Source organism: Actinomadura luzonensis (assembly GCF_022664455.2).
Classification (GTDB): domain Bacteria; phylum Actinomycetota; class Actinomycetes; order Streptosporangiales; family Streptosporangiaceae; genus Nonomuraea; species Nonomuraea luzonensis.
In genome coordinates, this window is the sequence record NZ_JAKRKC020000001.1 from 1943784 (window position 1) to 1966326 (window position 22543).

Here is a 22543-nt window from a genome sequence, read left to right on the forward strand (position 1 = left end):
TCCGCCAGGCTGAGGGAACGGTGGTGGCGGTCAGGCCGGGGTGGCGGTCAGGGGCAGGGAGTGGAGGCCGCGGATGACGTAGCCGGGCTTCCAGGCGGGCTGCTCGCGCAGTTCCAGGCTCGCCGTCCGGTCGAGGAGGGCGCCGAACGACTCGATCAGCTCGATGCGGGCGAGCGGCGCCCCCAGGCAGAAGTGGATGCCGGCGCCGAAGGAGATGTGCGGGTTGTCCGCGCGCCCGACGTCCAGCCGGTCCGGGTCGTCGAACACGGCAGGGTCGCGGTTGGCCGAGCCGAACAGCAGCGCGACCTCCGACCCGCGCGGGATCCGTACGCCGTGCACCTCGATGTCCTCCAGCACCCACCGCTCGAACATCTGCAGCGGCGTGTCCCAGCGCAGCAGCTCCTCGACCGCCGTGGGCAGCAGCGAGCGGTCGGCGCGGAGCCGCGCCAGCTCGGCCGAGTTGCGGAACAGCGCCCACCAGCCGTTGCCGGTGACGTTCACGGTGGCCTCGTGGCCGGCGTTGAGCAGCAGCACACAGGTGCCGACCAGCTCGTCCTCGGTCAGTTCCGGGATCTGGGTGAGCGCGCTGATCAGGTCGTCGCCGGGAGCGGCGCGGCGGGCCCTGGCCAGCTCCTTGAGGTAGCCGGCGAACTCCGACGCCGCCCGTACCGCGGTGTGCTGCGCCTCGATGCCCGGGTTCAGCTCGTACATGCCGCAGATGTCGGCCGACCAGGCACGGAGCAGGTGGCGGTCGGCGTCCGGGATGCCGAGCATCTCCGCGATCACCGTCACCGGCAGCGGCTCGGCGACCTCGGCGAGGAGGTCGCCGCCGCCCTTCTCCACGAACGTGTCCGCCAGCCCGGCGGCGATGGCCCGCACGCGCGGCCGCAGGGACTCGACCATGCGCGGCGTGAACGCCTTCGACACCAGCCGGCGCAGCCGAGTGTGCACCGGCGGCTCGACGTCCAGCATGCCCGCTCTGATCACCCGCCAGAACGGCTCCTGGAACTCCGGCTCCGGCTGCCTGCCGAACTCCTCGTGCGTGGCCGCGTGCAGGTACGACCGGCCGAGGCGGCGGTCCCTGAGCAGGGCGTTGACGTCCGCGTGGCGGGAGATGAGCCACTGGCCGGTCGGCTCGAACCAGCAGACGGGGGCCTCGCGGCGCAGCTCGTCGTAGACCCGGTACGGGTGGGCTACAAAATCCGGATTCCAGGGATCAAAGCGCACTATTTCATCTTAGGAGCCTCGTCCTGCTGCTCCGCAGCCTCGGCCCGCGCCTCCGGCGCCTCGACCGCCTTCTTGGCGTGCCGCCCGCGCATCCGGATGTTGAGCAGCTCCACGACGACCGAGAACGCCATCGCGAAGTAGATGTACCCCTTCGGGATGTGCTGGTCCAGGCCCTCGGCGACGAGCACCACGCCGATCAGCACCAGGAACGCCAGCGCCAGCATCTTGATGCTCGGGTGCTCGTCCACGAAGCGGCTGATCGGCCCGGAGGCGAACAACATCACCGCCACCGCCACCACGACCGCCGCGATCATGACGCCGAGCTGGTCCACCATGCCCACGGCGGTGATCACCGAGTCCAGCGAGAACACGATGTCCAGGACCATGATCTGCGCGATCACCGCGGCGAAGGACACGCCGGCGCCCTGCTTGCCGTCCTTGCCCTGCGGGGCCTCCATGCTGTGGTGGATCTCCGTGACGCTCTTGCCCAGCAGGAACAGGCCGCCGAGCAGCAGGATCAGGTCCCGTCCCGAGATGTCCTGGCCGAGAACGGTGAACAGCGGCTCGGTGAGCCGCACCACCCACGACAGGGCGAGCAGCAGGAGCAGCCGGCTGACCAGGGCGGCGGCCAGGCCGAGCACGCGGGCCCGGTCCCGCTGTTCGGGCGGGAGCTTCCCGGCCAGGATGGAGATGAAGATGATGTTGTCGATCCCCAGCACGATCTCCAGGGCGACAAGGGTGAAGAAGCCGATCCAGATCTGCGGGTCGGCCACCCAGTCCAACATCCGAACACCTCCATGACACGTTGGCCGATGACTTTCCGGGCACAACGAGTCACACCTCACATAAGTTCGCGACTTGCGTTTCGTGGCCGATCGTCGGTTATAGTGCGGTCGTAGGTCATGAGCGCCAGCGACAAGCCCCGGCTAGCTGGCCGGCAACCCTCGCGTCCGCGGCGGGGTGCCCCGGGTGAAGACCTGGTCCGTCACGAGGTGTGGCGGGCAAGCGCGGGCTCCGAGGCTGCCTCCAGGGGTCCGATGACCCAAGGAGAAGTGCCGTGTCCACGCTGACGATCTTCAACGCCGACGCCGACGCCGCCGCCCCCGCCGCCGCTGCCGCCCCGGTCACGGCGACCGGCCGCCCCGTTCCCGCCGTCATCGGGGCCGACCTGGAGGTCCCGGTCAAGGGCGGTCGGCTCGTCCGGTACGCCAACCTCGACTACGCGGCGAGCGCGCCCTGTCTGGAGCCGGTCAGCGCCGCCGTCGCCGCCGCGCTCCCGGCCTACTCCAGCGTCCACCGCGGCGCCGGCTACGCCTCCCAGCTCACCACCGCCCGGTACGAGCAGGCCCGCCACACCGTCCGCGCGTTCGTCGGGGCGCGTCCCGCCGACGCGGTGATCTTCACCCGCAACACCACGGACGCCACCAACCTGCTGGCCCGCTGCCTGCCCGCCGGCACCACCGTCGTGGTCTTCGACACCGAGCACCACGCCTCGCTGCTCCCCTGGCCGGACGCCGTCCGCCTGGCCCCGCCCGCCTTCCCCGGCGAGGCCGTCCGCGCCGCCGACGAGGCGCTGGCCGCCGTCGAGGGGCCGAAGCTGCTCGTGGTCACCGCCGCCTCCAACGTCACCGGCGAGCTGTGGCCGATCGCCGCGCTGGCGCACATCGCGCACCGGCACGGGGCGCGCATCCTGGTGGACGCCGCGCAGTTCGTCCCGCACCGGCGGCTCAACCTGACCGCGCTGGACCTCGACTACGTGGCCTTCTCCGGGCACAAGCTGTACGCGCCGTTCGGCGCCGGGGTGCTCGTCGGGCGCGGGGACTGGCTGGCGGAGGGGGAGCCGTACCTGAAGGGCGGGGGCGCGGTGCGCTCGGTCGGGGACGCCGCCGAGTGGCACGAGGACCCCGAGCCGCGCCACGAGGCGGGCACCCCGAACGTGCTGGGCGCGATCGCCCTGGCCGCCGCCTGCGACGCGCTCACCGCCACCGGCTGGACGGCGCTGGTGCGGGAGGAGGAGCGGCTGCTCGCGCGGCTGCGCGCGGGGCTGGCCTCGATCGACGGCGTGCGCGAGCTGTCGTTGTGGGGGGAGGACCACCCGCGGGTGGGCATCGTGTCGTTCACCGTGGCCGGGCGGTCGGCGCGCGAGGTGGCCGAGGCGCTGTCCGGCGAGTACGGGATCGGGGTGCGCGACGGCAAGTTCTGCGCGCACCCGTTCGTGCGGCACCTGCTGGGCACGGCCGACGGCGGCTGCGAGGACGACACGGCCTCGGCGGTGCGGGCCTCCATCGGCATCGGCACCACCCAGGAGCACGTGGACCGGCTGGTGGAGGCGCTGCGCGACCTCGCCTCCCGCTGAGCGGCAGGGCGGTCAGCGGTTCGGGGGCTTGCGGTGCTCGGGCTGGTCGTCGCTGACCAGGGCGTCGATGTCGCGCATGTCCTCGTCGCTGAGGTTGCTCGCGCCGGAACGCGGCGCCGTGGGCTGACGCGGGACCTCCGGCGGCTCGCCGGGGGTCGCGGGCTCGGCCGGCGTCATCGGGCCACCCGCACGCCCGCCCGCCCCGGCGCCCATGCCGGGCTCGGTGCCCATGCCGGACTCGGTCCCCATGCCGGACTCGGTCCCCATGCCGGACTCGGCGCCCATGCCGGACTGGTAGCCGGTCCCGGTGCCGACGCCGGCCTCGGAGCCGGACTGCATCCCGGCCCCGGCGGCGGTGCCGGCCCCCGCTCCCATCCCGGTGGCGGTTCCGGTGGTCCGGACGTTCGACGGGCCGGTGTCCGTGCGGTCGCCCTGGAGCCGCCCCCGCCGGTGCGCGTCCAGCTCCTCCTCCGCCGCCCGCCGCTCGCCCCGGCGCCGGAAGATCGCCCCGAACAGCCCGTCCAGCCCGATCCGCCCGCCGCCGAGCGCCAGGAACAGCAGGCTCAGCGCGCCGAGCGCCCCCGCGAGCTCCCACCCGCCGTTGCCCACCATGACGCCCTTGCCGCCGTGCACGAAGGCGATCGCGCCCAGCATGTTGAGCAGCAGCAGCAACGCCACCGGCCGCACCAGCAGCCCGAGGATCAGGAAGATCCCGCCGACGGTCTCGACGATCGTCGCGTAACCGGCGGCCGTCCCCGGCATCGGGATGCCCATCTCCCGGAACATCCCCGTGGTCGCGCCCAGGCCGCTCTGCCACTTCTGCCAGCCGTGCGCCACGAAGATCACGCCGGTCACCACCCGGGCGATCAGGGCCGCCACATCAAACAGAACTCTCTTCATGGTGCTTTCTCCCCCCGTCCCCCGCTTCCTCCCCCCGTCCAACCCCAAGTCCCCACGATCGATGCGTTTCCGTACCATTCCTTGACCCGAGACGGTGGCAGCATGGCCGTATGACGGAACGCGTGGTCGGAATCGGTGCCGGCGCCAAAGAGCTGGCCACGGAGGACATGATCCTCAACATCGGCCCGCAGCACCCCTCGACGCACGGCGTGCTCCGGCTCCGCCTCACGCTCGACGGCGAGCGCATCGCCACCGCCGAGCCGATCATCGGCTACATGCACCGGGGCGCGGAGAAGCTGTTCGAGGTCCGCGACTACCGGCAGATCATCATGCTGGCCAACCGGCACGACTGGCTGGCCGGCTTCGCCAACGAGCTGGGCGTGGTGATGGCCGCCGAGCGCCTGCTCGGCATGGAGCCGCCGGTGCGGGCCGTGTGGGCGCGCACGCTGCTGGCCGAGCTGAACCGGGCGCTCAGCCACCTGATGTTCCTCGGCTCCTACCCGCTGGAGCTGGGCGCGATGACGCCCATCTTCTACTCCTTCAACGAGCGCGAACGCCTCCAGGCCGTCATGGAGGAGATCTCCGGCGGGCGCATGCACTACATGTTCAACCGGGTCGGCGGCCTGAAGGAGGACCTGCCGCTGGGCTGGCTGGACCGGGTGTCGGAGGCGGTCGCCGAGACCCGCCGCCGGGTGCCGGTCATCGAGGACCTCATCCTGCACAACGAGATCTTCGCCGCCCGCACCAAGGGCGTCGGCGTGCTGACCCGGGAGCAGGTCATGCAGTACGGCGTGAGCGGCCCCATCGCCCGCGCCTCCGGCGTCGACCTGGACCTGCGCCGCGACGACCCGTACCTCGCCTACCCGGAGCTGCCGGTCAAGGTCGTCACCCGCGAGGCCGGCGACTGCCAGGCGCGCTTCGAGGTGCTGTTCGACCAGCTCAAGGTCTCCCTCGACCTGGCCGAGGCGTGCGTGGAGCGGCTGCGCTCGCTGCCGCCCGGGCCGATCAACCAGCGGCTGCCGAAGGTGCTCAAGGTGCCGGAGGGGCACACGTACGCGTGGACCGAGAACCCGCTCGGCATCAACGGCTACTACCTGGTCTCCAAGGGCGACAAGACGCCGTGGCGGCTCAAGCTGCGCTCGGCCTCCTACGGCAACGTGCAGGTGCTGCGCGAGATGTTGCCCGGCCACCTGGTGGCCGACATGGTCGCCATCCTCGGCTCGATGTTCTTCGTGGTGGGTGACATCGACAAGTGACGCAGCAGCAGGTCGGCACCGTCGTCGAACGGGACAAGTACGTCGACTGGCTCCGCGCGCTGAGCCTGGTCGTGGTGGTCGGGTGGCACTGGGCGTTCACGATCCTGGTGTGGGGGCCGTCCGGGCCGGAGCCGACGAGCCCGCTGGGGTTCACCTCGGGCTTATGGATCCTCACCTGGCTGCTCCAGGTGCTGCCGCTGTTCTTCTACGTCGGCGGGCACGTGCACCTGCTGTCGTGGGGGCGGGCGCAGGGGCGCGGGGTCGGGCTCGGCGCGTTCGTGTGGCGGCGCATCCGGGCGCTGGCCCTGCCGGCGCTGGTGCTGTCGGGTGTGTGGGCGGTCATCGGGGCGGCGGTCACGGCCGTCTTCCGGGTGGACTGGATGTGGCGGGTCGTGCTGCTCGTGCTCAGCCCGCTCTGGTTCCTCGGCGTCTACCTGGTGCTGATCGCGCTGCTGCCGGTGGCGCTCTGGCTGCACCGCCGCTACGACGTGCTGGCGCTGATCTGGCTCGGCGGCGCGGCGCTGGTCGTGGACGTCCTCCGCTTCCGCTACGGCGTCGAGCAGGCGGGCTGGCTCAACATGGTCATCGTGTGGGGGCTGGCGCACCAGGCCGGCTTCTTCTACGACCGGGTGGTGATCCTGCCGCGCCGCTACGACGTCGCGCTGCTCTGGACCGGGCTGTTCGCGCTGTTCGGCCTGGTCTACTCGGGCATCTACCCGGGCTCGATGGTGGGCGTGCCGGGCGACAAGTGGTCGAACATGGCGCCGCCGACGTTCGTGATCGTGGCGCTGTTGCTGTTCCAGATCGGCGTGGTCGAGGTGTTGCGGCCGGCGATGGAGCGGGTGCTGGAACGGCCGCGCTGGCAGCGGGTCAACGCCTTCATCAACCGGTACGCGCTGCCGCTGTTCCTGTTCCACACCACCGGCATGGCGATCGCGCTCGGGCTGTCGTGGTGGCTGTTCGGCAGCCTGGGCGGGACGATCCCGCCGGACCTCAAGTGGTGGCTGGAGCGGCCCATCGCGATCGTCGGGCCGCTGGTGTGCACCGCGCCCGTCATCTACCTCTTCGGCCGCCGCCGCGGCAGGCGTCAGTCGGGCTTCTGATCCTCCGGGCCCTTCGGCACCCGGCAGGCGTGCTCCAGGTAGAGCGCCGCGACCACCAGCACCACGCACGCCACGAACGACCCCGCCGCGACGAAGAACTCCGAGCGCGGCGTCTCCCGGTCGAGGATCTGCACCGTGTGCAGGGCGAACCCGGCGAACAGCCCGCCGAAGGCCGCCCCCGCGTACGCCGACGCCTTGGCCAGCGCCGCCAGCCGGGCCACCGCCAGCGGCTCGACCGGCTTGGTGCCCGGCTTCCTGTCGATGCGGGCCTTGGTGGCCCAGGCGCTGTAGCCCTCGCCGAGCGCCAGCAGCAGCACGGTGGGGATCGCCGTCCACGGCAGGAGCGGCAGGTCGGAGTAGAACTGGTGGACCACCGCCCACGTCAGCAGCGCGACGACGACGAGGATGCCGACCACGTGGCCGGGACGGGTGGGGGTCAATCGGGCCTCTGCAACGTCAGGTCGGGCCGCAGCCGCACGCCCTGCCGGTCGAGCCCGGCCAGCAGGTCGACCACCCGGCCGTGCCCCGGCACGGCGGCCTCGGGGTCGGCCTCCAGCCAGGGCACCAGCACGAACGCCCGCTCGTGCGCCCGGGGATGCGGCAGCGTCAGGTCGGGGTCGTCGCAGGTGCGCTCGCCCACGACGATCAGGTCGACGTCGAGCGTGCGCGGCCCCCAGCGCTCGGCCCGCACCCGCCCGAAGGCGTTCTCGACGCTCAGCGCCCGCTCCAGCAGCGTGCGCGGCTCCAGCGTGGTCTCGGCCACGACCACCGCGTTCAGGTACGGCTCCTGCCCGCCCGGCCCGCCCACCGGATCGGTCTCGTAGACCGGCGACGCCTTGACGAACTCGAGGCCGGGCGCGTCGAACAGGGCGTCGATCGCGCCCTGGAGGGTCTGGAAGCGGCGGCCCAGGTTGCTGCCGAGTGCGAGGACGGCCTTCATGCGCGGCTCCGCTCGATCGTCACGACCACGTCGTCGAAGGGCACCGGGATGGGCGCCGCCGGCTTGTGCACGCTCACCTCGACCCGGCACACCGCCTCGTGCGCCAGGCAGACCTCGGCCAGCCGCTGCGCCAGCGTCTCGATGAGCCGCACCGGCTCGCCCTCCACCACCTTCGCCAGCGCCTCGGCCAGCTCTCCGTAGTGGACGGTCATGGTGAGGTCGTCGCCGGCCGCGGCCGGCGCGGTGTCGAGGAACAGCGTGGCGTCGACGACGAACTCCTGGCCCAGCTCCCGCTCGGCCGCGAGCACGCCGTGCCGCCCGCGGGCCCGCAGGCCCTTGAGCGTGATGCGATCAGGGCTCAAGCTCGCCGTCCTCCTCCTCGTCGTCGTCGCCCTGCAGCACCGGCGAGCCGTGGTGCATCCACAGCCGCCAGCCCTGCGGGGTGCGGAGATAGACGTTGCTCGCCACCACCTTGCCCGCGGCGAAGCTCGCCTCGCCCTCGTCGCCCGCGGTGAGGATGTTCTCCACGCAGGTGAGGACCGCGACGTCGCCGAGCACGGTGGTGTTGACGTCGGTCAGCACGAACTGGATGTAGGTCGTGTTGGCCATGATCAGCGCCCACGAGCGCAGCACCTCGGAGCGGCCGGTCAGCAGCGCCCACCCGGGGTGCACGCAGCTCACCTGGTCGTCGGCGGTGTCCTCGGCCCAGATCTCGGTCATCTTGTCGAGGTCGCCGCTCTCGATGGCGGTGTAGAACTCCTGGTTGGTCGTCTCGATGGCGGCCGTGTCGACGCTCATGTGCCTGCTCCCGCTTTCGTCCATGCGGCGGCCACGCGCACCGCGTCGGCGTTGGGGCCGACGTCGTGCACGCGCACGCACCAGGCGCCCGCCTGAGCCGCCAGGGCGGTCACGGCCAGGGTGGCGTCGTCGCTTCGGCTGAACGGCCGGGGCGTGCCGTCGGGGCCGGCCAGCAGGCGCCCCAGGAATCGCTTGCGCGACGCCCCGATGAGCAGCGGGTATCCCAGCTCCGCCAGCTGGGGGATGCCGGCCAGCAGCGCCCAGTTGTGCTCGGCGTTCTTGGCGAAGCCGAGGCCGGGGTCGAGCACGATCTGCTCCTCCGACACGCCCTCGGCCAGCACCAGGTTGACCCGCTTGCTCAGCTCTTCGCGCACCTCGCCGACCACGTCGGCGTAGACGGCGCGCGCGTACATGTCGTGGCTGTGGCCCCGCCAGTGCATCACCACGTAGGAGACCCCGGTCGCCGCCACCACGCGCGGCATCTCCGGGTCGGCCAGGCCGCCGCTGACGTCGTTGACCAGCCGCGCGCCCGCCTCGACCGCGGCCTTGGCGACCTCGGCGCGCATCGTGTCGACGCTGACCGCCACGCCCTCCGCGGCCAGCGCCCTGATCACCGGGACGACCCGGGCCAGCTCCTCCTCCAGCGAGACCCGGGCGGCGCCGGGACGGGTGGACTCGCCGCCCACGTCGACGAGGTCGGCGCCCTCATCGACCAGCTCGAAGCCGTGCCTGATGGCGGCCGCCTCGTCGAACCAGAGGCCGCCGTCGGAGAAGGAGTCGGGCGTCACATTGACCACGCCCATGACGAGACACCGCTCCGCCCCTCCTGGCACGCTGATGGGCATGCTAGTCATGGGCCAAGCCTAGGCGTTCCCCCACACCTGCTGACATCGCGGGTCCCCGGTTGTGGATGACGATGGCTCACCTGCCGAGGATGAGCGCCATCGCCTCGGCACGGGTCTTGTCGCTGGTCCTGAAGTCGCCGCGGACGGCCGAGGTCACGGTCTTCGCGCCCGGCTTGCGCACCCCGCGCATGGTCATGCACAGGTGCTCGCACTCGACCACCACGATGACGCCGCGCGGCTCCAGCACCCGCATGAGCGCGTCGGCGATCTGGGACGTCATCCGCTCCTGCACCTGTGGCCGGCGGGCGAAGACGTCGACCAGCCTGGCCAGCTTCGACAGCCCCGTCACCTGGCCCCGCTCGTTGGGGATGTAGCCGACGTGGGCCAGGCCGTGGAAGGGGACCAGGTGGTGCTCGCAGGTCGAGTAGACCTCGATGTCCCTGACGAGCACCATCTCGTCGTGATCGACGTCGAACACCTTGTTGAGCACGTCCTCGGGCGTCTGGCCGAGCCCCGAATACTGCTCGGCCATGGCCCTGGCGACGCGGGCGGGCGTCTCGACCAGGCCGTCGCGGTCGGGATCCTCGCCGATGGCGTAGAGGATCTCGCGGACGGCCTTCTCGATGCGCCCGAGGTCGACGTCGTGGTGTGTCACAAACTACTCCGTGGTGGTGCTACGCGCCGTCCCCCGACGGCAGCGCGTCCTGGCGGCCGTTGGTCAGCGAGCCGTTGGCCGACTGCTTCTCCTTCGGCGTCAGGATCGGCGGACGGTCCGAGGGCAGGCGCTTGCCGTAACCCGCGTACGACGGGCGGTGCTCCTTGACGACCACCGGCGCGAAGATCTGCAGGACCTGCTCGCGGGACAGGGTCTCCTTCTCCATGAGCTCCAGGACCAGGTTGTCGAGGACGTCGCGGTACTGGACCAGGATGTCCCAGGCCTGGTCGTGCGCCGTCTCGATCATCCGGCGGACCTCCTCGTCGATCGTCGAGGCGATCTTCTCGGAGTAGTCGCGCTCGTGGCCCATCTCCCGGCCGAGGAACACCTCGGCCTGGCCGGTGCCGAACTTGCGGGCGCCGAGCTGCTCGCTCATGCCGTACTCGGTGACCATGCGGCGGGCGACCGCGGTGGCCTTCTCGATGTCGTTGGAGGCGCCGGTGGTGGGCTCGTGGAAGACGAGCTCCTCCGCCGCGCGGCCGCCCAGCAGCATCGCGAGCTGGTCCATCATCTCCGACCTGGTGGCCAGGAACTTGTCCTCCATCGGCAGCGTCATCGTGTAACCGAGGGCGCGGCCGCGGGACAGGATCGTGATCTTGTGCACCGGGTCGGCGTTGGGCAGCGCGTGCGCCACCAGCGCGTGACCGCCCTCGTGGTAGGCGATCATCTTCTTTTCCTTGTCGGACATGACCCGCGACTTGCGCTCGGGCCCTGCCATGACGCGGTCGATCGACTCCTCGAGGACGTCCATCGTGATCAGCTTCTGGTCGGCCCGCGCGGTGAGCAGGGCGGCCTCGTTGATCACGTTGGCCAGGTCGGCGCCGGTGAACCCGGGCGTGCGGCGCGCGATGACGTCGAGGTCGACGTCGGGCGCGAACGGCTTGCCGCGGCCGTGCACCTTGAGGATGCCCTTGCGGCCCTCCAGGTCGGGACGGTCGACGGTGACCTGCCGGTCGAAGCGGCCCGGGCGCAGCAGCGCCGGGTCGAGGATGTCGGGCCGGTTGGTGGCCGCGATGAGGATCACGCCGCCCTTGACGTCGAAGCCGTCCATCTCGACGAGGAGCTGGTTGAGCGTCTGCTCGCGCTCGTCGTGACCGCCGCCGAGGCCGGCGCCGCGGTGGCGGCCGACCGCGTCGATCTCGTCGATGAAGATGATCGCCGGGGCGTTCGCCTTGGCCTGCTCGAACAGGTCGCGCACGCGGGAGGCGCCGACGCCGACGAACATCTCGACGAAGTCGGAGCCGGAGATCGAGTAGAACGGCACGCCGGCCTCGCCCGCGACCGCGCGGGCCAGCAGGGTCTTGCCGGTGCCGGGCGGGCCGTAGAGCAGCACGCCCTTGGGGATCTTCGCGCCGATCGCCTGGAACTTGGCCGGGGCCTGGAGGAACTCCTTGATCTCCTGGAGCTCCTCGATGGCCTCGTCGGCGCCGGCGACGTCGGCGAAGGTGGTCTTCGGGGTGTCCTTGGTGATGAGCTTGGCCTTGGACTTGCCGAAGTTCATCACCCGCGAGCCGCCGCCCTGCATCTGGTTCATGATGAACAGGAAGATCAGCACGATGATGACGATCGGCAGGAAGCTCACGAGAATGCTGACCAGGAGATTCTCCTGGGGCACCTCGGTCGTGAAGCTGTTGGTGCGCTTGGCGTCGACCTGGGCCTGGAGCTCATCGGTGAGCTTGCCGCCGTAGCCGGTCACCCAATAAGCCTGGATCAGCTTGGTCGGCTGATCGCCCGACCGCACGGCGACGGGGTTCTTCAGCGTCACCTCGATGCGGTTGTCCTTGTCGACGACCTTGGCGTTGCTGACGTTGCCGGCGCGAATCTGCTGGAGCACCAGGGACGTGTCGGCCTGCTTGAAGTTTCCGCCGCCACTCCACAGCTGGGTGACGAGCAGGAGCAGCACGACGATGCCCAGGATCCACAGCAGTGGCCCACGTGTAAATCGCTTGAGATCCATCCGATGCGGAACCCCTTGCGGGCCCGTCCCTTCCTGACCATGGCCTGGAACCCCGGGCGTGCCCGGGGCCGCGGCATCCGACACCGCGACTTCTGACTACCCGAAGGGGACGCAAGGTCACCCTTCCGGAGTCTGAAGGTACACCGGCAGAGCGCGCGGAGGGACCGCCCGCTGCACCGGCCTTGCCCTATCAACGTACGTCACGTTGCGCGATGTTCCCGGCCATGGCAAGAGGGGCCGCTCGGCCTCTTATCGGTATACGTGCTCGGCGAGAGTGCCGATGAACGGCAGGTTCCGGTATCGCTCGGCGTAGTCGAGCCCATATCCGATGACGAACTCGTTGGGAATGTCGAAGCCCACGTATTTGACGTCGATCGGCACCTTCACGGCGTCGGGTTTACGCAGCGCGGCGCAGATCTCCAAAGAGGCGGGCTTGCGCGACTTCAGGTTTTCCAGCAGCCAGTGGAGGGTGAGGCCGGAGTCGATGATGTCCTCGACGATCAGCACGTGGCGGTCGAGGATGTCGGTGTCGAGGTCTTTCAGCACGCGGACGACGCCGGACGACTTGGTGCCCGCGCCGTAGGACGACACCGCCATCCAGTCCATCTGCACCGGCACGTGCAAGGCCCTGGCCAGGTCGGCCATCACCATGACGGCGCCCTTGAGCACGCCCACGAGCAGGACGTCCTTGCCCGCGTAATCTTGGTCGATGCGCCCGGCCAGCTCTTTGATCTTGGCCTGGAGGTCGTCCTCGGAAATGAGCACCTTTTCCAGGTCATTGCCCATGTCGGCAGCGTCCACCTGTGGTTCCTTACGCGTGGGGACTCTTGGCGAGTATCAGGGTGCCATACCGCCGCGCGGCGCTCAGACCCCCGGGCAGATCGGCGGGCTTCTGCCCGCGCCACCGCGTGACCAGCCGATCCACGGCCAGCACGTGCGTGGCGGAGAGCGCGCCGGAGGGCGCGCCGGCGGCGATGGCAGCCCGGCGGAGCACCCGCCGCCGGACGGCGTCCGGCAGCCGTTCCAGCTCCGCCACGGCGAGGGTCACCGACTCGCCGATATCGCTAAGAGCGCAATTCTGGTACGCCGATTCGGCCCATCCGTCGAGCGCGTCGGCGTCCTCCCGGGCCAGCCGCGCGGTGCGGGCGAGGGCCTCGGCCACGCCGGGGCCGAGCTCGGCCTCCAGCACGGGCAGCACCCGGCGGCGGACGCGCACCCGGGTGTAGCGGGGGTCGTCGTTGTGCGGGTCGTCCCAGGGGTCGAGGCCGAGCGCCTGGCAGGCCGCGACCGTTGTCGCCCTGGGCAGGTCGAGGAAGGGGCGGCGGTAGCGGCCCGCCCGCGCCGCCATCCCGGACAACGAGCGCGGCCCGCTGCCCCTCGCGAGACCCAGGAGCACGGTCTCGGCCTGGTCGTCCCTGGTGTGGCCGAGGAGCACGGCCACGGCGCCGTGCCGGTCGGCGGCGGCGGCGAGCGCGGCGTAGCGGGCGTCCCTGGCCGCCGCCTCCGGGCCGCCCTCGGCGCCGACGGTGACGGTCAGCACGTCGGCGGGCTCCAGGCCCAGCCGGGCCCCCTGGGCGGCGACCTCGCGCGCCCGCTCGCCCGAGCCCTCCTGGAGCCGGTGGTCGACGGTGAGCAGGCCGGCGCGCAGGCCCAGGCGGGGCGCGGTGAACGCGAGCGCGGCGGCGAGCGCGGTGGAGTCGGCCCCGCCGCTGCACGCCGCCAGCACCAGGGCCGCGCGCGGCAGGTCGGCGAGCGCCTCCCGCACGGCCCGGCGGACGTCGGCTACGGCTGGATGTGGACCCACGACCGCCATTGTCGCGGGTCCGGGGCGGCCGGCGGTCAGGCGGGAAGGGCCGGGGTGCCGATCACGCGGTCGATCCAGGAGCCGGGGTCGGCGATCTCCTGGGTGGTGGGCAGGGTGTCCTTGCTGGTCCAGATCTTGTTGAAGCCGTCCATGCCGGCCCGCTCGACCACCGCGCGCACGAACGCCGAGCCCTCGGCGTACTGCTTCATCTTGACCTCGATGCCGAGCAGCCGGCGCACGGTGCGGTCGAGCCGCGAGCCGCCCTCACGGCGCTGGGCGAACTTGCCGCGGATCTCGGCCACCGACGGCACCACCGACGGGCCCACGGCGTCCATCACGTAGTCGCCGTGCCCCTCGACCAGGGTCATCACGGCCGTGAGCCGGTCGAGGATGGCCTTCTGGGCGGGCGACTGGATGACGTCGATGAGGTTGCCCTCGCCGCCCCGCACCACGTCGGCCACGGTGTCGGCGGCGTTGCGGAGGCGTTCGAGCAGCGTGGGCAGGTCGAGGTCGGAGGCGAGCAGGAACTCGGTCATCTGCGAGCGGACGTACTCGCGCAGCCACGGCACGCCGGTGAACTGCACCCGGTGGGTCTCCTCGTGCAGGCACACCCACAGGCGGAAGTCGTGCGGGTTGACGCCCATCTCGCGCTCGGCGTGGACGATGTTGGGCGCGACGAGCGTCAGCCGCCCGGCCGGCTCCTGGCCGGTGGGGTCGGGCGGCAGGAACAGCTCGTACTGGCCCAGCACGCGCGAGGCGAGGAAGGCCAGGACCGCCCCGACCTCGACGCCCGTGATGCGCGAGCCCACGGCCGTGACGATGGCGGGCGGCGGGTTGTCGCTGTTGCCCATGCGCTGCGTCAGGGGTTCGAGCACCACGCGGAACCCCTCGACGTTGGCCCTGATCCAGCCGGGCCGGTCCACGATGGTGGCCGGCTGGGGCGCGGTCTCCGTGTGGATCTTCGTGAACTCCCGTACGTGGCCCTCGGCCTCGCGCGACAGGGTGCGGAGCTCGGTGACGGCCTGCCTGGCCTCCTCCCGGCTCACTTGAGGACCGGGGCGCACCAGGCGCGTGCCGGTCGTGACGGCCAGATCCCAGTCGATCACCTGCATACCGTCCACCGTACGTGGTTCCGCTCAAGACCGCGCGACGATGGCCGCGAGGCGGTCGAGCACGGGCTCGGCGTTGATCGGCACCTGGTCGGCCATGAAGGCGAAGGTGACCAGCCGGCCGTCCTTGGTCGTGGCGAGGCCGGCCAGGGTGTTGACGTTGTTGAGCGTGCCGGTCTTGGCGCGGACCAGGCCCACCTGGCCGCGGCTGTCGCTCGCGGTGAAGCGGCGGCCGTTGCCGAGCGTGCCGGAGAAGCCCGCGATCGGCATGCCGGAGGCGACGGCGTGCAGGCCGGGCGAGGCCGGCGAGCCGGCCATGGCGACCAGCTTGGCGAGGGCGGCGGCGCTGATGCGGTTGCGGGGGGAAAGGCCGCTGCCGTCGGACAGCGCGACGCCCTGGGCCGCGTTGAGCCGCTTGAGCACCCCGAGCACGGCCGCCGCGCCGCCCTCGAAGGAGGCCGGCTGCCCCTCCTTGATGGCGACGTGCCTGGCCAGCGCCTCGGCCATGTCGTTGTCGCTGTGCGTCAGGGTGTGCTCGACCAGGGCGTAGATCGGCGCCGAGTCGACCCGGCCCAGCTCGGCGGCCCCGGCGGGGGCCCTGCCCGGGCGGATCGACTTCGCCACGGAGATGCCCTGCTTGCCGAGCAGCCGGGCGAAGGCCGCGGCGGCGTAGGCGGGCGGGTCGGCGACGCGCGGGGTGTTGGAGCGCGGGTTCTGGCGGCCCTCGTCGATGGCGAGGGCGTGGACCGGGGCGACGTTGCCCTCGGGGACGATGTAGCCGGGCTTCCAGCCGGCCGCCGTGGTGGGGCCGGTGAACAGCGACGTGTCGTAGGTGAGGGTGACCTTCGTGACCTTCTGGGCCTTCAGCGTGGCGGCCGTGCGGGCGGCGAGGGTGGCGAGGCTCGCCTGCTTCGGGTACCGCGGCCTGGCCGACGGGCCGGCGAGCAGCGGGTCGCCGCCGCCGACGAGCACCACCGAGCCCGGCTTGCCGCCCTGCACCACGCGGGTGGACAGGTGGGCGTCGGGGCCGAGAGAGGCCAGCGCCGCCGTGCAGGTGACGATCTTGGTGGTGGAGGCGGGCGTGATCGGGGTGTCGGCGTTCGCGGCGAAGATCCGCTCGCCGGTGGCCGCGTCGAGCACGACCGCGCCGACCCGTTTGCCGAGCGCTTCGTCACCCAGCGCGTCGGTGAGCTGCCGCGTCAAAGTACCCTTAGTCGGGAGAGGTCCGTCTCCTGGCCTCACCGAGAGCTGGGCCAGCACAGGCCCTGAGGTGACCACGGGGGCGGGAGGAGGAGACCCTTCCGGCGGAGACGCCGTCGGCTCGGTCGGTGACGTCTGCCTCGTCAGCGCGCCCAGGCTGAAGTCGGTGGTCATCGCGTACACGCCGGTGACCGTCGTCAGCACCTGGAGCACGGCGAGAGTGGCCAGCATCACCCACCGGTCGTGCCGCGCCACGTCGCCTGCCCTCTCTCCTGTGTTCGCCTAGAGACATTAACGCCCGACCGGGGGTACCCGGGGGCTTGAGCGGAGGAACCGCGGTGGAGTTCGACGTTGTCGTTGAGATTCCCAAGGGGCAACGGAACAAGTACGAAGTGGACCACGAGACCGGGAAGATCCGGCTGGACCGGCTCCTGTTCACCTCCACGCAGTACCCCGCCGACTACGGCTTCATCGAGAACACCCTCGGCGAGGACGGCGACCCGCTCGACGCCCTGGTGCTGCTGCAGGAGCCGACGTTCCCGGGGTGCTACATCACCTGCCGCGCGGTCGGCATGTTCCGGATGACCGACGAGAAGGGCGGCGACGACAAGGTGCTCTGCGTGCCGTCCACCGACCCGCGGATGCACCACATCCAGGACATCCACCACGTGTCGGAGTTCGACCGGCTGGAGATCCAGCACTTCTTCGAGGTCTACAAGGACCTGGAGCCCGGCAAGTCCGTCGAGGGCGCCAACTGGGTCGGCCGGGCCGAGGCCGAGGCCGAGATCGAGCGCTCCTTCCAGCGGCTGAAGGAGTCCGGCGGGCATCACTGACCCCTCCGGGGCATCACGGACGCCTCTAGCTGGGCCTGGTGGCGCCCACCAGGTCCCCGCGTCCGATGGGGGCGACCCGCACCACGTCGCCCGTCTGCGGGGCGTGCACCATCTGGCCGCGGCCCACGTAGATGCCGACGTGGTGGATGGTCGCCGGGTTGCTCGTGTCGCGGGCGAAGAACAGCAGGTCGCCGCGGCGCAGCTGGTCGAGCGGGACGTGCGGGCCGGCCGTCCACTGCGTACCGGTCCAGTGGTCGAGCCGGACGCCGGCCCGCTCCCACGCGCGCATCGTCAGTCCCGAGCAGTCGTAGGTCGCCGGGCCGGCCGCCGCCCACACGTACGGCTTGCCGAGCTGGGTGAGCGCCCAGTCGGCGGCCCGGTCCCCCAGGGCCGAGCCGCCGGTGATCAGCCCGGCCGCCGAGGCGGCCACCGTACGCCGGCGGGCCAGCAGGTCGGCCCGGGCGCGGGCGGCGTCCACCCGGTGCTGCAGCCGGTGCTCGCGGGCCCGCAGCTCCCGCGTCTCGTGGCGCTGACCGGCCACGGCGGCCCGCGCCGCCTCCTTCGCCGCGCGGGCGCGCTCGGCCATGACCGCCTGGCCGGCCCGGGCCTCGGCCGCCTGGGTGCGCAGGATCGCCGCGACCTGCTGAGCGTCGCGCAGCCGGGCCAGGATCGCCGCCCGCTCCCCGCTGAGCTGGCCGAGCACGCCCGCCCGGTGCAGCGCGCCGTCGTCGTCGCCGCGGTCGGTGAGCAGGCCCATGATCGGCTCCAGCGGCCCGAGCCCGCCGTACGCCTGCGCCGCGAGTAGCGCGACCGGCTGCCGGGCCCGCTCCACCTCGGCGTCGGCGGCGGCCAGGCGCTCCTGGGTGAGGCGGGCCCGCTCCTCGGCGGCGCGCAGCTGCACCACCTGCCCGTTGTACGCCTCCACCAGCCGCTCCACCTCGGCCGCGAGGGCCGCCAGGCGGGACTGCGCGGCGGCGAGCCTGGCGCTGGTGGTGGCCAGGGCGCGGGAGCGGTCGCGGACGGTCGCGCGGGCCTCGCGGACGTCATGGGCGCTGGGCGGACGCGGCTCGGTGCGGGCCGGCGGGCACAGCGCGACCAGCAGGCAGCCCGCCAGCAGCGTCGCACGGAATGTGCGCATAGGTCCCCCCAGAAACAGATGGTGACTCTATGCACGCGATTCCCCCCGGTTCGCTCACGTAACGTGACGAACGCTCCCCTTGGGCGAACCTGTAACCATGCCGGGAGCGAGCCTCAGGTGGTCTCGGCCGGGGAGGTCGGCGGCTCCTCGGTGGGGGTGGGCGTCGCCGTCTCGGCGGGCGTCGTGGTGGGGGTGGGCGTCTGCGTCGGGATCGGGGTCGCGGTGGGCGTCGGCGTGGGGCAGGGCATCGTGTGGCGCGGCCGGTCGGGGCAGGGGCCTGGACGCGGGCCAGGACCGGGATGGTGGCCAGGGCCGCCCGGACGGGGATCGGGGCCACCGGGGCCGCCGGGGCCGTCCGGATCGAGCGGGCCGGTGCCGGGACCGGGCTCGGCCGGGTCTCCGGAAGGGTCGGCGGGCGGGTCGGCGGGCTCGCCCCCGTCCGGCGGCAGGCCGGACGACGGCGCGGGCCGGGCCGTCACGCCGGCCGGGCGCAGCGGGCCCTCCGCCGGCCCCGCGGGGTGCGGGGCGGTGGCGTCGACGACGGGGTCCACGGTCATGGGCACATCCTGAGGTCGCTCCTGCCAGGGCAGCCGGACGGCGGGCGGCTCGCCGGTGGGCGGGAACGCGGCCGTCGCCACTCCCGACACGACGCCGTCGCCGCCGAACTCATGGAAGATCATCGCTATCGCCACCACGGCCGCGACCGCCGCCAGCGCGCCCGCCACCGCCTTGGGCCACCGCCGAACAGTCCGCTGCGACGGGACGGGAAACCCGGCGGCGCCCAGGCCGCGGCCGGTGCGCCGGGCCACGTACCGCCGGTAGGGCGCCAGCTCGGGATCGGCGAAGCAGCTCAGCACCCGGATGCGCAGCGCGTCGGGCAGCTCCGCGGCCGGCAGCAGCTCGAACACCTTGGCCGCCGAGACCTCCCGGCCCCGGTGCGGCGAGCAGGCCGCGCACTCCCGCAGGTGCCGCACCAGCCGCTCGCGCGTCTCGGCGGTCAGCCGCCCCGAGGAGCCCTTGAGGATGGCGGCCCGGCTCGGGCAGTCGTCCGGCTCCCTCCCGGCCAGGATCTCGGCGGTGATCGCGTCGCGCAGCCGGTCGCGCGCGGCCCGCATGGCGGGCTCGACCTGCCGCGCCGGGACGGCGAGGACCTGGGCCAGCTCGGGCTCGGGCAGCCCGTGCGCGATCGCCAGCTCCAGCACCTCGCGGTCGGCGACGGGCGAGGCTGTGGACCGCGTTCCCGGCCACGGCGCGCAGCCCGCCGCCGCCCGGCCGTCCTGCGCAGCTCCGGCGGCGGGCGGGGCGGCGGGCGGGGCGGCGGGCGGCGGCGGGCGGGGCGGCGGGCGGGGCGGCGGGTGGGGCGGCGGGTGGGGCGGCGGCGCGGCGGCGCAGGCACTCGGCAGCGCGTACAGCCAGGCGCGCAGCCGCGCGGGGTCGGCCAGCGCCCCGGCGTGCGCCTCGGCGGCGATCAGCGCGTCGCGCAGCGCCACCTGCGCGCTCTCGGCGTCGCCGAGGAGGGACCGGCAGTAGCGGTAGACGCCCTCCGCGTACGCGTCGTAAAGCGCGGCGGGGGCGCCGGGATCGCGGGCGCGGAGCGCTTCCACCAGATTGCGGTCGTTCATGTGACCGAAGGTAATGGATCGGTAACTAGTAGTTCTACCGGTTCCGGACCGATGGCATTTATACCGGCGAATTACTGCTGGTAATCCGCGATGATTTGGGTGCTGCGGTCCTCCGTGAACGGCTCGGTCGTCGGCTTCACGGTGTGCACCGGCACGGCTCCGGCGAGGGCCAGATCCTCGTAGGGCCGGCCGGTGGAGCCCCAGGTCCGGGCCGATATGTCGGTCCGCGCGACCACGGCGTCCCGCGACAGTCCCGAGACGGTCATGATGAACCGGGGCGGGCTGCCCGCTTTCACATCGTCCACGAACGTGCTGCCGCCTCCGAGCAATTTGCCCGCCTTGTCGCGCAGCAACGCGTTCACGACCAGACTGCCCGCCGGCAATTGATACGGATTCCCCACATATCCGGTAATGAGGTAAGAGCCGTCTTTCTGGCGCATTGTCTGCGCGCGCGTGATGGGGAACCGCTGAAAGGCGGACGGCACCCGTGCCGCCTGCCGCCACTGCGCCGGGCGGTACTGGATCGTCACCTTGGCCGGCCGCTCGGCCGCGGTCGCCTGCCCGGTGAACTCCAGGCTGCCGCCCGGCGGCACCGCGTCCAGCGGCTGGTCCAGGCGGACGACCTCGGTGCCCTTGGCGTCCTGGCCGACGATCGTGGCCACCACGTGCTCGCCGAAGTGCCACGGGTTGGCGTTGCTGAGCACGCCGGCCCAGTTGACGGCGTACCCGTCCGCCGACTTGACGATGTTCGAGACCTGTTCCTTGAGCGCGAGGGGCTTGAGCTCCTGCGCCGGCTGCTTTTCGCCGGCGCATCCGGTGAGGCAGATCGCCCCGAGTGCGAGAAGGCTGGCGGTTCGGCTGCGTGGGATCACTTTGCCGTGATAACCCGAGCATGGGCGCGGCTGGCAGGTGACACGCGCCCGCCGTACCAACTCTTGAAGCAGCTATACGGATTCTGAAGGTCGATGTCCTCCTGTCGGGCGACATGTGGGGAACCAGAGCCGGACTGCTGCCGTTGGTGCTCGTGATGGCCGTGCCGGCCGGCTCGCTCAGCGCGGGCGGGCGACCCTGGTCTCGTCCCACACCGGCTCGGACGACTCGTAGACCCTGCCGTCGGAGCCGAAGACCAGGTAGCGGTCGAAGTCGGCGGCGAACCAGCGGTCGTGGGTGACCGCCAGCACCGTGCCGTCGAAGGCGTCGAGGCCCGCCTGGAGCGCCTCGGCGCTGGCCAGGTCGAGGTTGTCGGTCGGCTCGTCGAGCAGCAGCAGCGTGGCCCCGGACAGCTCCAGCAGCAGGATCTGCAGCCGCGCCTGCTGGCCGCCGGACAACGTCTCGAAGCGCTGCTCGGCGACCCGGCCGGCCAGCTCGTAGCGGGCCAGCGCCTTCATGGCCTCGTTCTGGAGCCGGGCGTGCTCGGTCATGACGATCTCGACCGGGGTGCGGCCGACCAGGTCGGGACGGGCGTGCGTCTGCGCGAAGTGGCCGGGCACCACGCGCGCGCCGAGCCGGGCGACGCCCTCGTGCGTGACCGGCTCGCCGGCCAGCAGGCGCAGGAAGTGGGACTTGCCGGAGCCGTTGGAGCCGAGCACCGCGACCCGCTCGCCGTACCAGACCTCCAGGTCGAAGGGGCGCATGAGCCCGCTCAGCTCCAGGCCCTCGCAGACGACCGCGCGCTTGCCGGTGCGGCCGCCGCGCAGCCGCATCCGGATGTTCTGCTCGGCCGGGGACACCTCGGGCGGGCCCGCCTCCTCGAACTTGCGCAGCCGGGTCTGGGCCGCGTGGTAGGCGGGGGCCATGCCGTCGTTGTACCTGGCCTTGTTCTTGAGCATGTTGACCAGGGTCTTGAGCTTGGCGTGCTCCTCGTCCCAGCGCCTGCGCAGCTCGTCCAGGCGTTCGTTGCGGGCCTTGCGCGCCTCGGCGTACGTGCCGAAGCCGCCGCCGTGGATCCACACCCCGCCGTTCTCGACGGTGATGATGCGGTCGGCGGTGTTGGCGAGGAGCTGGCGGTCGTGGCTGACCAGCAGCACGGTCTTGGGCGTCTCCTTGAGCTGCTGCTCCAGCCATTCCTTGCCGGGTACGTCGAGGTAGTTGTCGGGCTCGTCGAGCAGCAGGGTCTGGTCGGGGCCGCGCAGCAGCGCCTCCAGCACGAGCCGTTTCTGCTCGCCGCCGGACAGCGTGGCCACGTCCCGATATTTCACCCTCTCGTACGGAACGCCGAGCGCGGCCACCGTACAGGTGTCCCAGAGCACCTCGATCTCGTAGCCGCCCGCGTCGGTGTAGTCGGCGATGGCCTGCGCGTACCGCATCTGCGTCTTCTCGTCGTCGCGCTCCATCATCGCCAGCTCGGCCGCGTCGAGCCGCTCGGCGGCCCGCCGCACGGCCGGCGGCGCGACGCCCAGCAGCAGCTCGCGCACCCCGCTCCCGTCGCGCACGCTGCCGATGAACTGGCGCATCACGCCGAGCCCGCCCGAGCCGGCGACGCTGCCGTCGACCGGTTGCAGGTCGCCCGCGATCAGGCGCAGCAGCGTGGTCTTGCCCGCGCCGTTGGGCCCGACGAGCGCCGCCTTGACGCCCTCGCCGACGCGGAAGGACACGTCGTTGAGCAGGGGCCGCCCGTCGGGCAGCACGTACGTCAGATGTCCTGCTTCGACGTGGCCCATCCGCGCAGGCTATCCGCGAGCTTCCGCCCGCCGCATCCGGTTTTCGGAGCGGCGCGCTCACGAGGGCCCTGGACAGCAAG

Annotated in this window: 22 protein-coding genes and 1 riboswitch; of the genes, 4 read left to right on the forward strand and 18 right to left on the reverse strand. The window is 72.2% G+C overall.

Annotated features, from left to right (window positions below):
* Nucleotides 1-30: 30 nt before the first annotated feature.
* Entirely contained in the window at nt 31-1227 is a 1197-nt protein-coding gene (locus tag MF672_RS09175) for a cytochrome P450 (RefSeq protein ID WP_242372188.1), read from the reverse strand.
* On the reverse strand, nt 1227-2012 hold the full coding sequence (locus MF672_RS09180) for a TerC family protein (protein ID WP_242372180.1): 786 nt from the start codon (nt 2010-2012) through the stop codon (nt 1227-1229). Before MF672_RS09180 ends, MF672_RS09175 begins: the two co-directional genes overlap by 1 nt.
* Nucleotides 2013-2125: 113 nt before the next feature.
* Nucleotides 2126-2241, forward strand: a riboswitch (SAM riboswitch).
* 43 nt (nt 2242-2284) lie between these two features.
* Between MF672_RS09180 and MF672_RS09185 the strand changes: the two genes are divergently transcribed.
* Entirely contained in the window at nt 2285-3583 is a 1299-nt protein-coding gene (locus MF672_RS09185; RefSeq protein ID WP_242372177.1) for an aminotransferase class V-fold PLP-dependent enzyme, read from the forward strand.
* A 12-nt stretch (nt 3584-3595) separates the two neighbouring features.
* On the opposite strand, the gene MF672_RS09190 is transcribed toward MF672_RS09185, so the two are convergent.
* Nucleotides 3596-4483, reverse strand: a complete 888-nt coding sequence (locus tag MF672_RS09190; protein WP_242372175.1) for a DoxX family protein — start codon at nt 4481-4483, stop codon at nt 3596-3598.
* A 110-nt stretch (nt 4484-4593) separates the two neighbouring features.
* On the opposite strand from MF672_RS09190, the gene MF672_RS09195 reads away from it, so the two are divergent.
* Complete coding sequence (locus MF672_RS09195) at nt 4594-5739, forward strand: NADH-quinone oxidoreductase subunit D (protein ID WP_242372173.1); 1146 nt, start codon at nt 4594-4596, stop codon at nt 5737-5739.
* On the forward strand, nt 5736-6842 hold the full coding sequence (locus MF672_RS09200; RefSeq protein ID WP_242372170.1) for an acyltransferase family protein: 1107 nt from the start codon (nt 5736-5738) through the stop codon (nt 6840-6842). The genes MF672_RS09195 and MF672_RS09200 overlap by 4 nt, the downstream gene beginning before the upstream one ends.
* Here the strand turns inward: MF672_RS09200 and MF672_RS09205 are convergent.
* The 11 genes from MF672_RS09205 to dacB form a co-directional block, all read right to left on the reverse strand.
* Nucleotides 6827-7282, reverse strand: coding sequence for a DUF3180 domain-containing protein (locus MF672_RS09205; protein WP_242372168.1), 456 nt, complete (start codon nt 7280-7282; stop codon nt 6827-6829). The two genes, MF672_RS09200 and MF672_RS09205, sit on opposite strands and share 16 nt — an antisense overlap.
* A complete protein-coding gene (gene folK, locus MF672_RS09210) occupies nt 7279-7782 on the reverse strand; it encodes a 2-amino-4-hydroxy-6-hydroxymethyldihydropteridine diphosphokinase (protein WP_242372164.1) in 504 nt (167 codons plus the stop codon). Before folK ends, MF672_RS09205 begins: the two co-directional genes overlap by 4 nt.
* Complete coding sequence (gene folB, locus MF672_RS09215; RefSeq protein WP_242372161.1) at nt 7779-8144, reverse strand: dihydroneopterin aldolase; 366 nt, start codon at nt 8142-8144, stop codon at nt 7779-7781. The genes folK and folB overlap by 4 nt, the downstream gene beginning before the upstream one ends.
* Nucleotides 8134-8580: a nuclear transport factor 2 family protein gene (locus MF672_RS09220; protein WP_242372159.1), complete on the reverse strand. Its 447-nt coding sequence runs from the start codon at nt 8578-8580 to the stop codon at nt 8134-8136. Before MF672_RS09220 ends, folB begins: the two co-directional genes overlap by 11 nt.
* On the reverse strand, nt 8577-9434 hold the full coding sequence (gene folP / locus MF672_RS09225) for a dihydropteroate synthase (RefSeq protein WP_444861105.1): 858 nt from the start codon (nt 9432-9434) through the stop codon (nt 8577-8579). The genes MF672_RS09220 and folP overlap by 4 nt, the downstream gene beginning before the upstream one ends.
* A 67-nt stretch (nt 9435-9501) precedes the next feature.
* Nucleotides 9502-10080: a GTP cyclohydrolase I FolE gene (gene folE / locus MF672_RS09230; RefSeq protein ID WP_242372156.1), complete on the reverse strand. Its 579-nt coding sequence runs from the start codon at nt 10078-10080 to the stop codon at nt 9502-9504.
* A 19-nt stretch (nt 10081-10099) separates the two neighbouring features.
* A complete protein-coding gene (gene ftsH / locus MF672_RS09235) occupies nt 10100-12097 on the reverse strand; it encodes an ATP-dependent zinc metalloprotease FtsH (protein WP_242372153.1) in 1998 nt (665 codons plus the stop codon).
* A gap of 249 nt (nt 12098-12346) precedes the next feature.
* Entirely contained in the window at nt 12347-12898 is a 552-nt protein-coding gene (hpt, locus tag MF672_RS09240; RefSeq protein WP_242372150.1) for a hypoxanthine phosphoribosyltransferase, read from the reverse strand.
* Between the two features lie 10 nt (nt 12899-12908).
* Complete coding sequence (gene tilS / locus MF672_RS09245) at nt 12909-13910, reverse strand: tRNA lysidine(34) synthetase TilS (protein WP_242372147.1); 1002 nt, start codon at nt 13908-13910, stop codon at nt 12909-12911.
* Nucleotides 13911-13936: 26 nt separating this feature from the next.
* Nucleotides 13937-15013 carry an Rv3626c family coenzyme F420 biosynthesis-associated protein gene (locus MF672_RS09250; RefSeq protein WP_242372139.1) on the reverse strand — a complete coding sequence of 359 codons (1077 nt, stop codon included), beginning with the start codon at nt 15011-15013 and terminating at the stop codon, nt 13937-13939.
* A gap of 24 nt (nt 15014-15037) precedes the next feature.
* Nucleotides 15038-16213: a D-alanyl-D-alanine carboxypeptidase/D-alanyl-D-alanine endopeptidase gene (dacB, locus tag MF672_RS09255; RefSeq protein WP_242372137.1), complete on the reverse strand. Its 1176-nt coding sequence runs from the start codon at nt 16211-16213 to the stop codon at nt 15038-15040.
* A 335-nt stretch (nt 16214-16548) separates the two neighbouring features.
* Between dacB and MF672_RS09260 the strand changes: the two genes are divergently transcribed.
* The gene (locus tag MF672_RS09260; protein WP_091081296.1) at nt 16549-17043 is read left to right on the forward strand and encodes an inorganic diphosphatase; all 495 of its coding nucleotides are present in this window, start codon (nt 16549-16551) and stop codon (nt 17041-17043) included.
* A 25-nt stretch (nt 17044-17068) separates the two neighbouring features.
* Here the strand turns inward: MF672_RS09260 and MF672_RS51300 are convergent, their stop codons facing one another.
* The 4 genes from MF672_RS51300 to MF672_RS09280 all read right to left on the reverse strand — a co-directional run bounded on the left by MF672_RS51300 (nt 17069) and on the right by MF672_RS09280 (nt 22463).
* The gene (locus MF672_RS51300) at nt 17069-18181 is read right to left on the reverse strand and encodes a C40 family peptidase (RefSeq protein ID WP_302893182.1); all 1113 of its coding nucleotides are present in this window, start codon (nt 18179-18181) and stop codon (nt 17069-17071) included.
* A gap of 113 nt (nt 18182-18294) precedes the next feature.
* Nucleotides 18295-19803: an RNA polymerase sigma factor gene (locus tag MF672_RS09270; RefSeq protein ID WP_247815501.1), complete on the reverse strand. Its 1509-nt coding sequence runs from the start codon at nt 19801-19803 to the stop codon at nt 18295-18297.
* 71 nt (nt 19804-19874) lie between these two features.
* Nucleotides 19875-20675 carry a hypothetical protein gene (locus MF672_RS09275; RefSeq protein WP_242373317.1) on the reverse strand — a complete coding sequence of 267 codons (801 nt, stop codon included), beginning with the start codon at nt 20673-20675 and terminating at the stop codon, nt 19875-19877.
* A 177-nt stretch (nt 20676-20852) separates the two neighbouring features.
* Entirely contained in the window at nt 20853-22463 is a 1611-nt protein-coding gene (locus MF672_RS09280; RefSeq protein WP_242373318.1) for an ABC-F family ATP-binding cassette domain-containing protein, read from the reverse strand.
* Nucleotides 22464-22543 lie beyond the last annotated feature (80 nt).

Bases quoted from the DNA above. Each gene is read 5' to 3' on its own strand.
- MF672_RS09180 (WP_242372180.1), bottom strand. From the start codon at position 2,012: ATGTTGGACTGGGTGGCCGACCCGCAGATCTGGATCGGCTTCTTCACC.
- MF672_RS09190 (WP_242372175.1), bottom strand. From the start codon at position 4,483: ATGAAGAGAGTTCTGTTTGATGTGGCGGCCCTGATCGCCCGGGTGGTG.
- MF672_RS09195 (WP_242372173.1), top strand. From the start codon at position 4,594: ATGACGGAACGCGTGGTCGGAATCGGTGCCGGCGCCAAAGAGCTGGCC.
- folK (WP_242372164.1), bottom strand. From the start codon at position 7,782: ATGAAGGCCGTCCTCGCACTCGGCAGCAACCTGGGCCGCCGCTTCCAG.
- MF672_RS09220 (WP_242372159.1), bottom strand. From the start codon at position 8,580: ATGAGCGTCGACACGGCCGCCATCGAGACGACCAACCAGGAGTTCTAC.
- folP (WP_444861105.1), bottom strand. From the start codon at position 9,434: ATGACTAGCATGCCCATCAGCGTGCCAGGAGGGGCGGAGCGGTGTCTC.
- ftsH (WP_242372153.1), bottom strand. From the start codon at position 12,097: ATGGATCTCAAGCGATTTACACGTGGGCCACTGCTGTGGATCCTGGGC.
- tilS (WP_242372147.1), bottom strand. From the start codon at position 13,910: ATGGCGGTCGTGGGTCCACATCCAGCCGTAGCCGACGTCCGCCGGGCC.
- MF672_RS09250 (WP_242372139.1), bottom strand. From the start codon at position 15,013: ATGCAGGTGATCGACTGGGATCTGGCCGTCACGACCGGCACGCGCCTG.
- MF672_RS51300 (WP_302893182.1), bottom strand. From the start codon at position 18,181: ATGCGCACATTCCGTGCGACGCTGCTGGCGGGCTGCCTGCTGGTCGCG.
- MF672_RS09270 (WP_247815501.1), bottom strand. From the start codon at position 19,803: ATGAACGACCGCAATCTGGTGGAAGCGCTCCGCGCCCGCGATCCCGGC.
- MF672_RS09280 (WP_242373318.1), bottom strand. From the start codon at position 22,463: ATGGGCCACGTCGAAGCAGGACATCTGACGTACGTGCTGCCCGACGGG.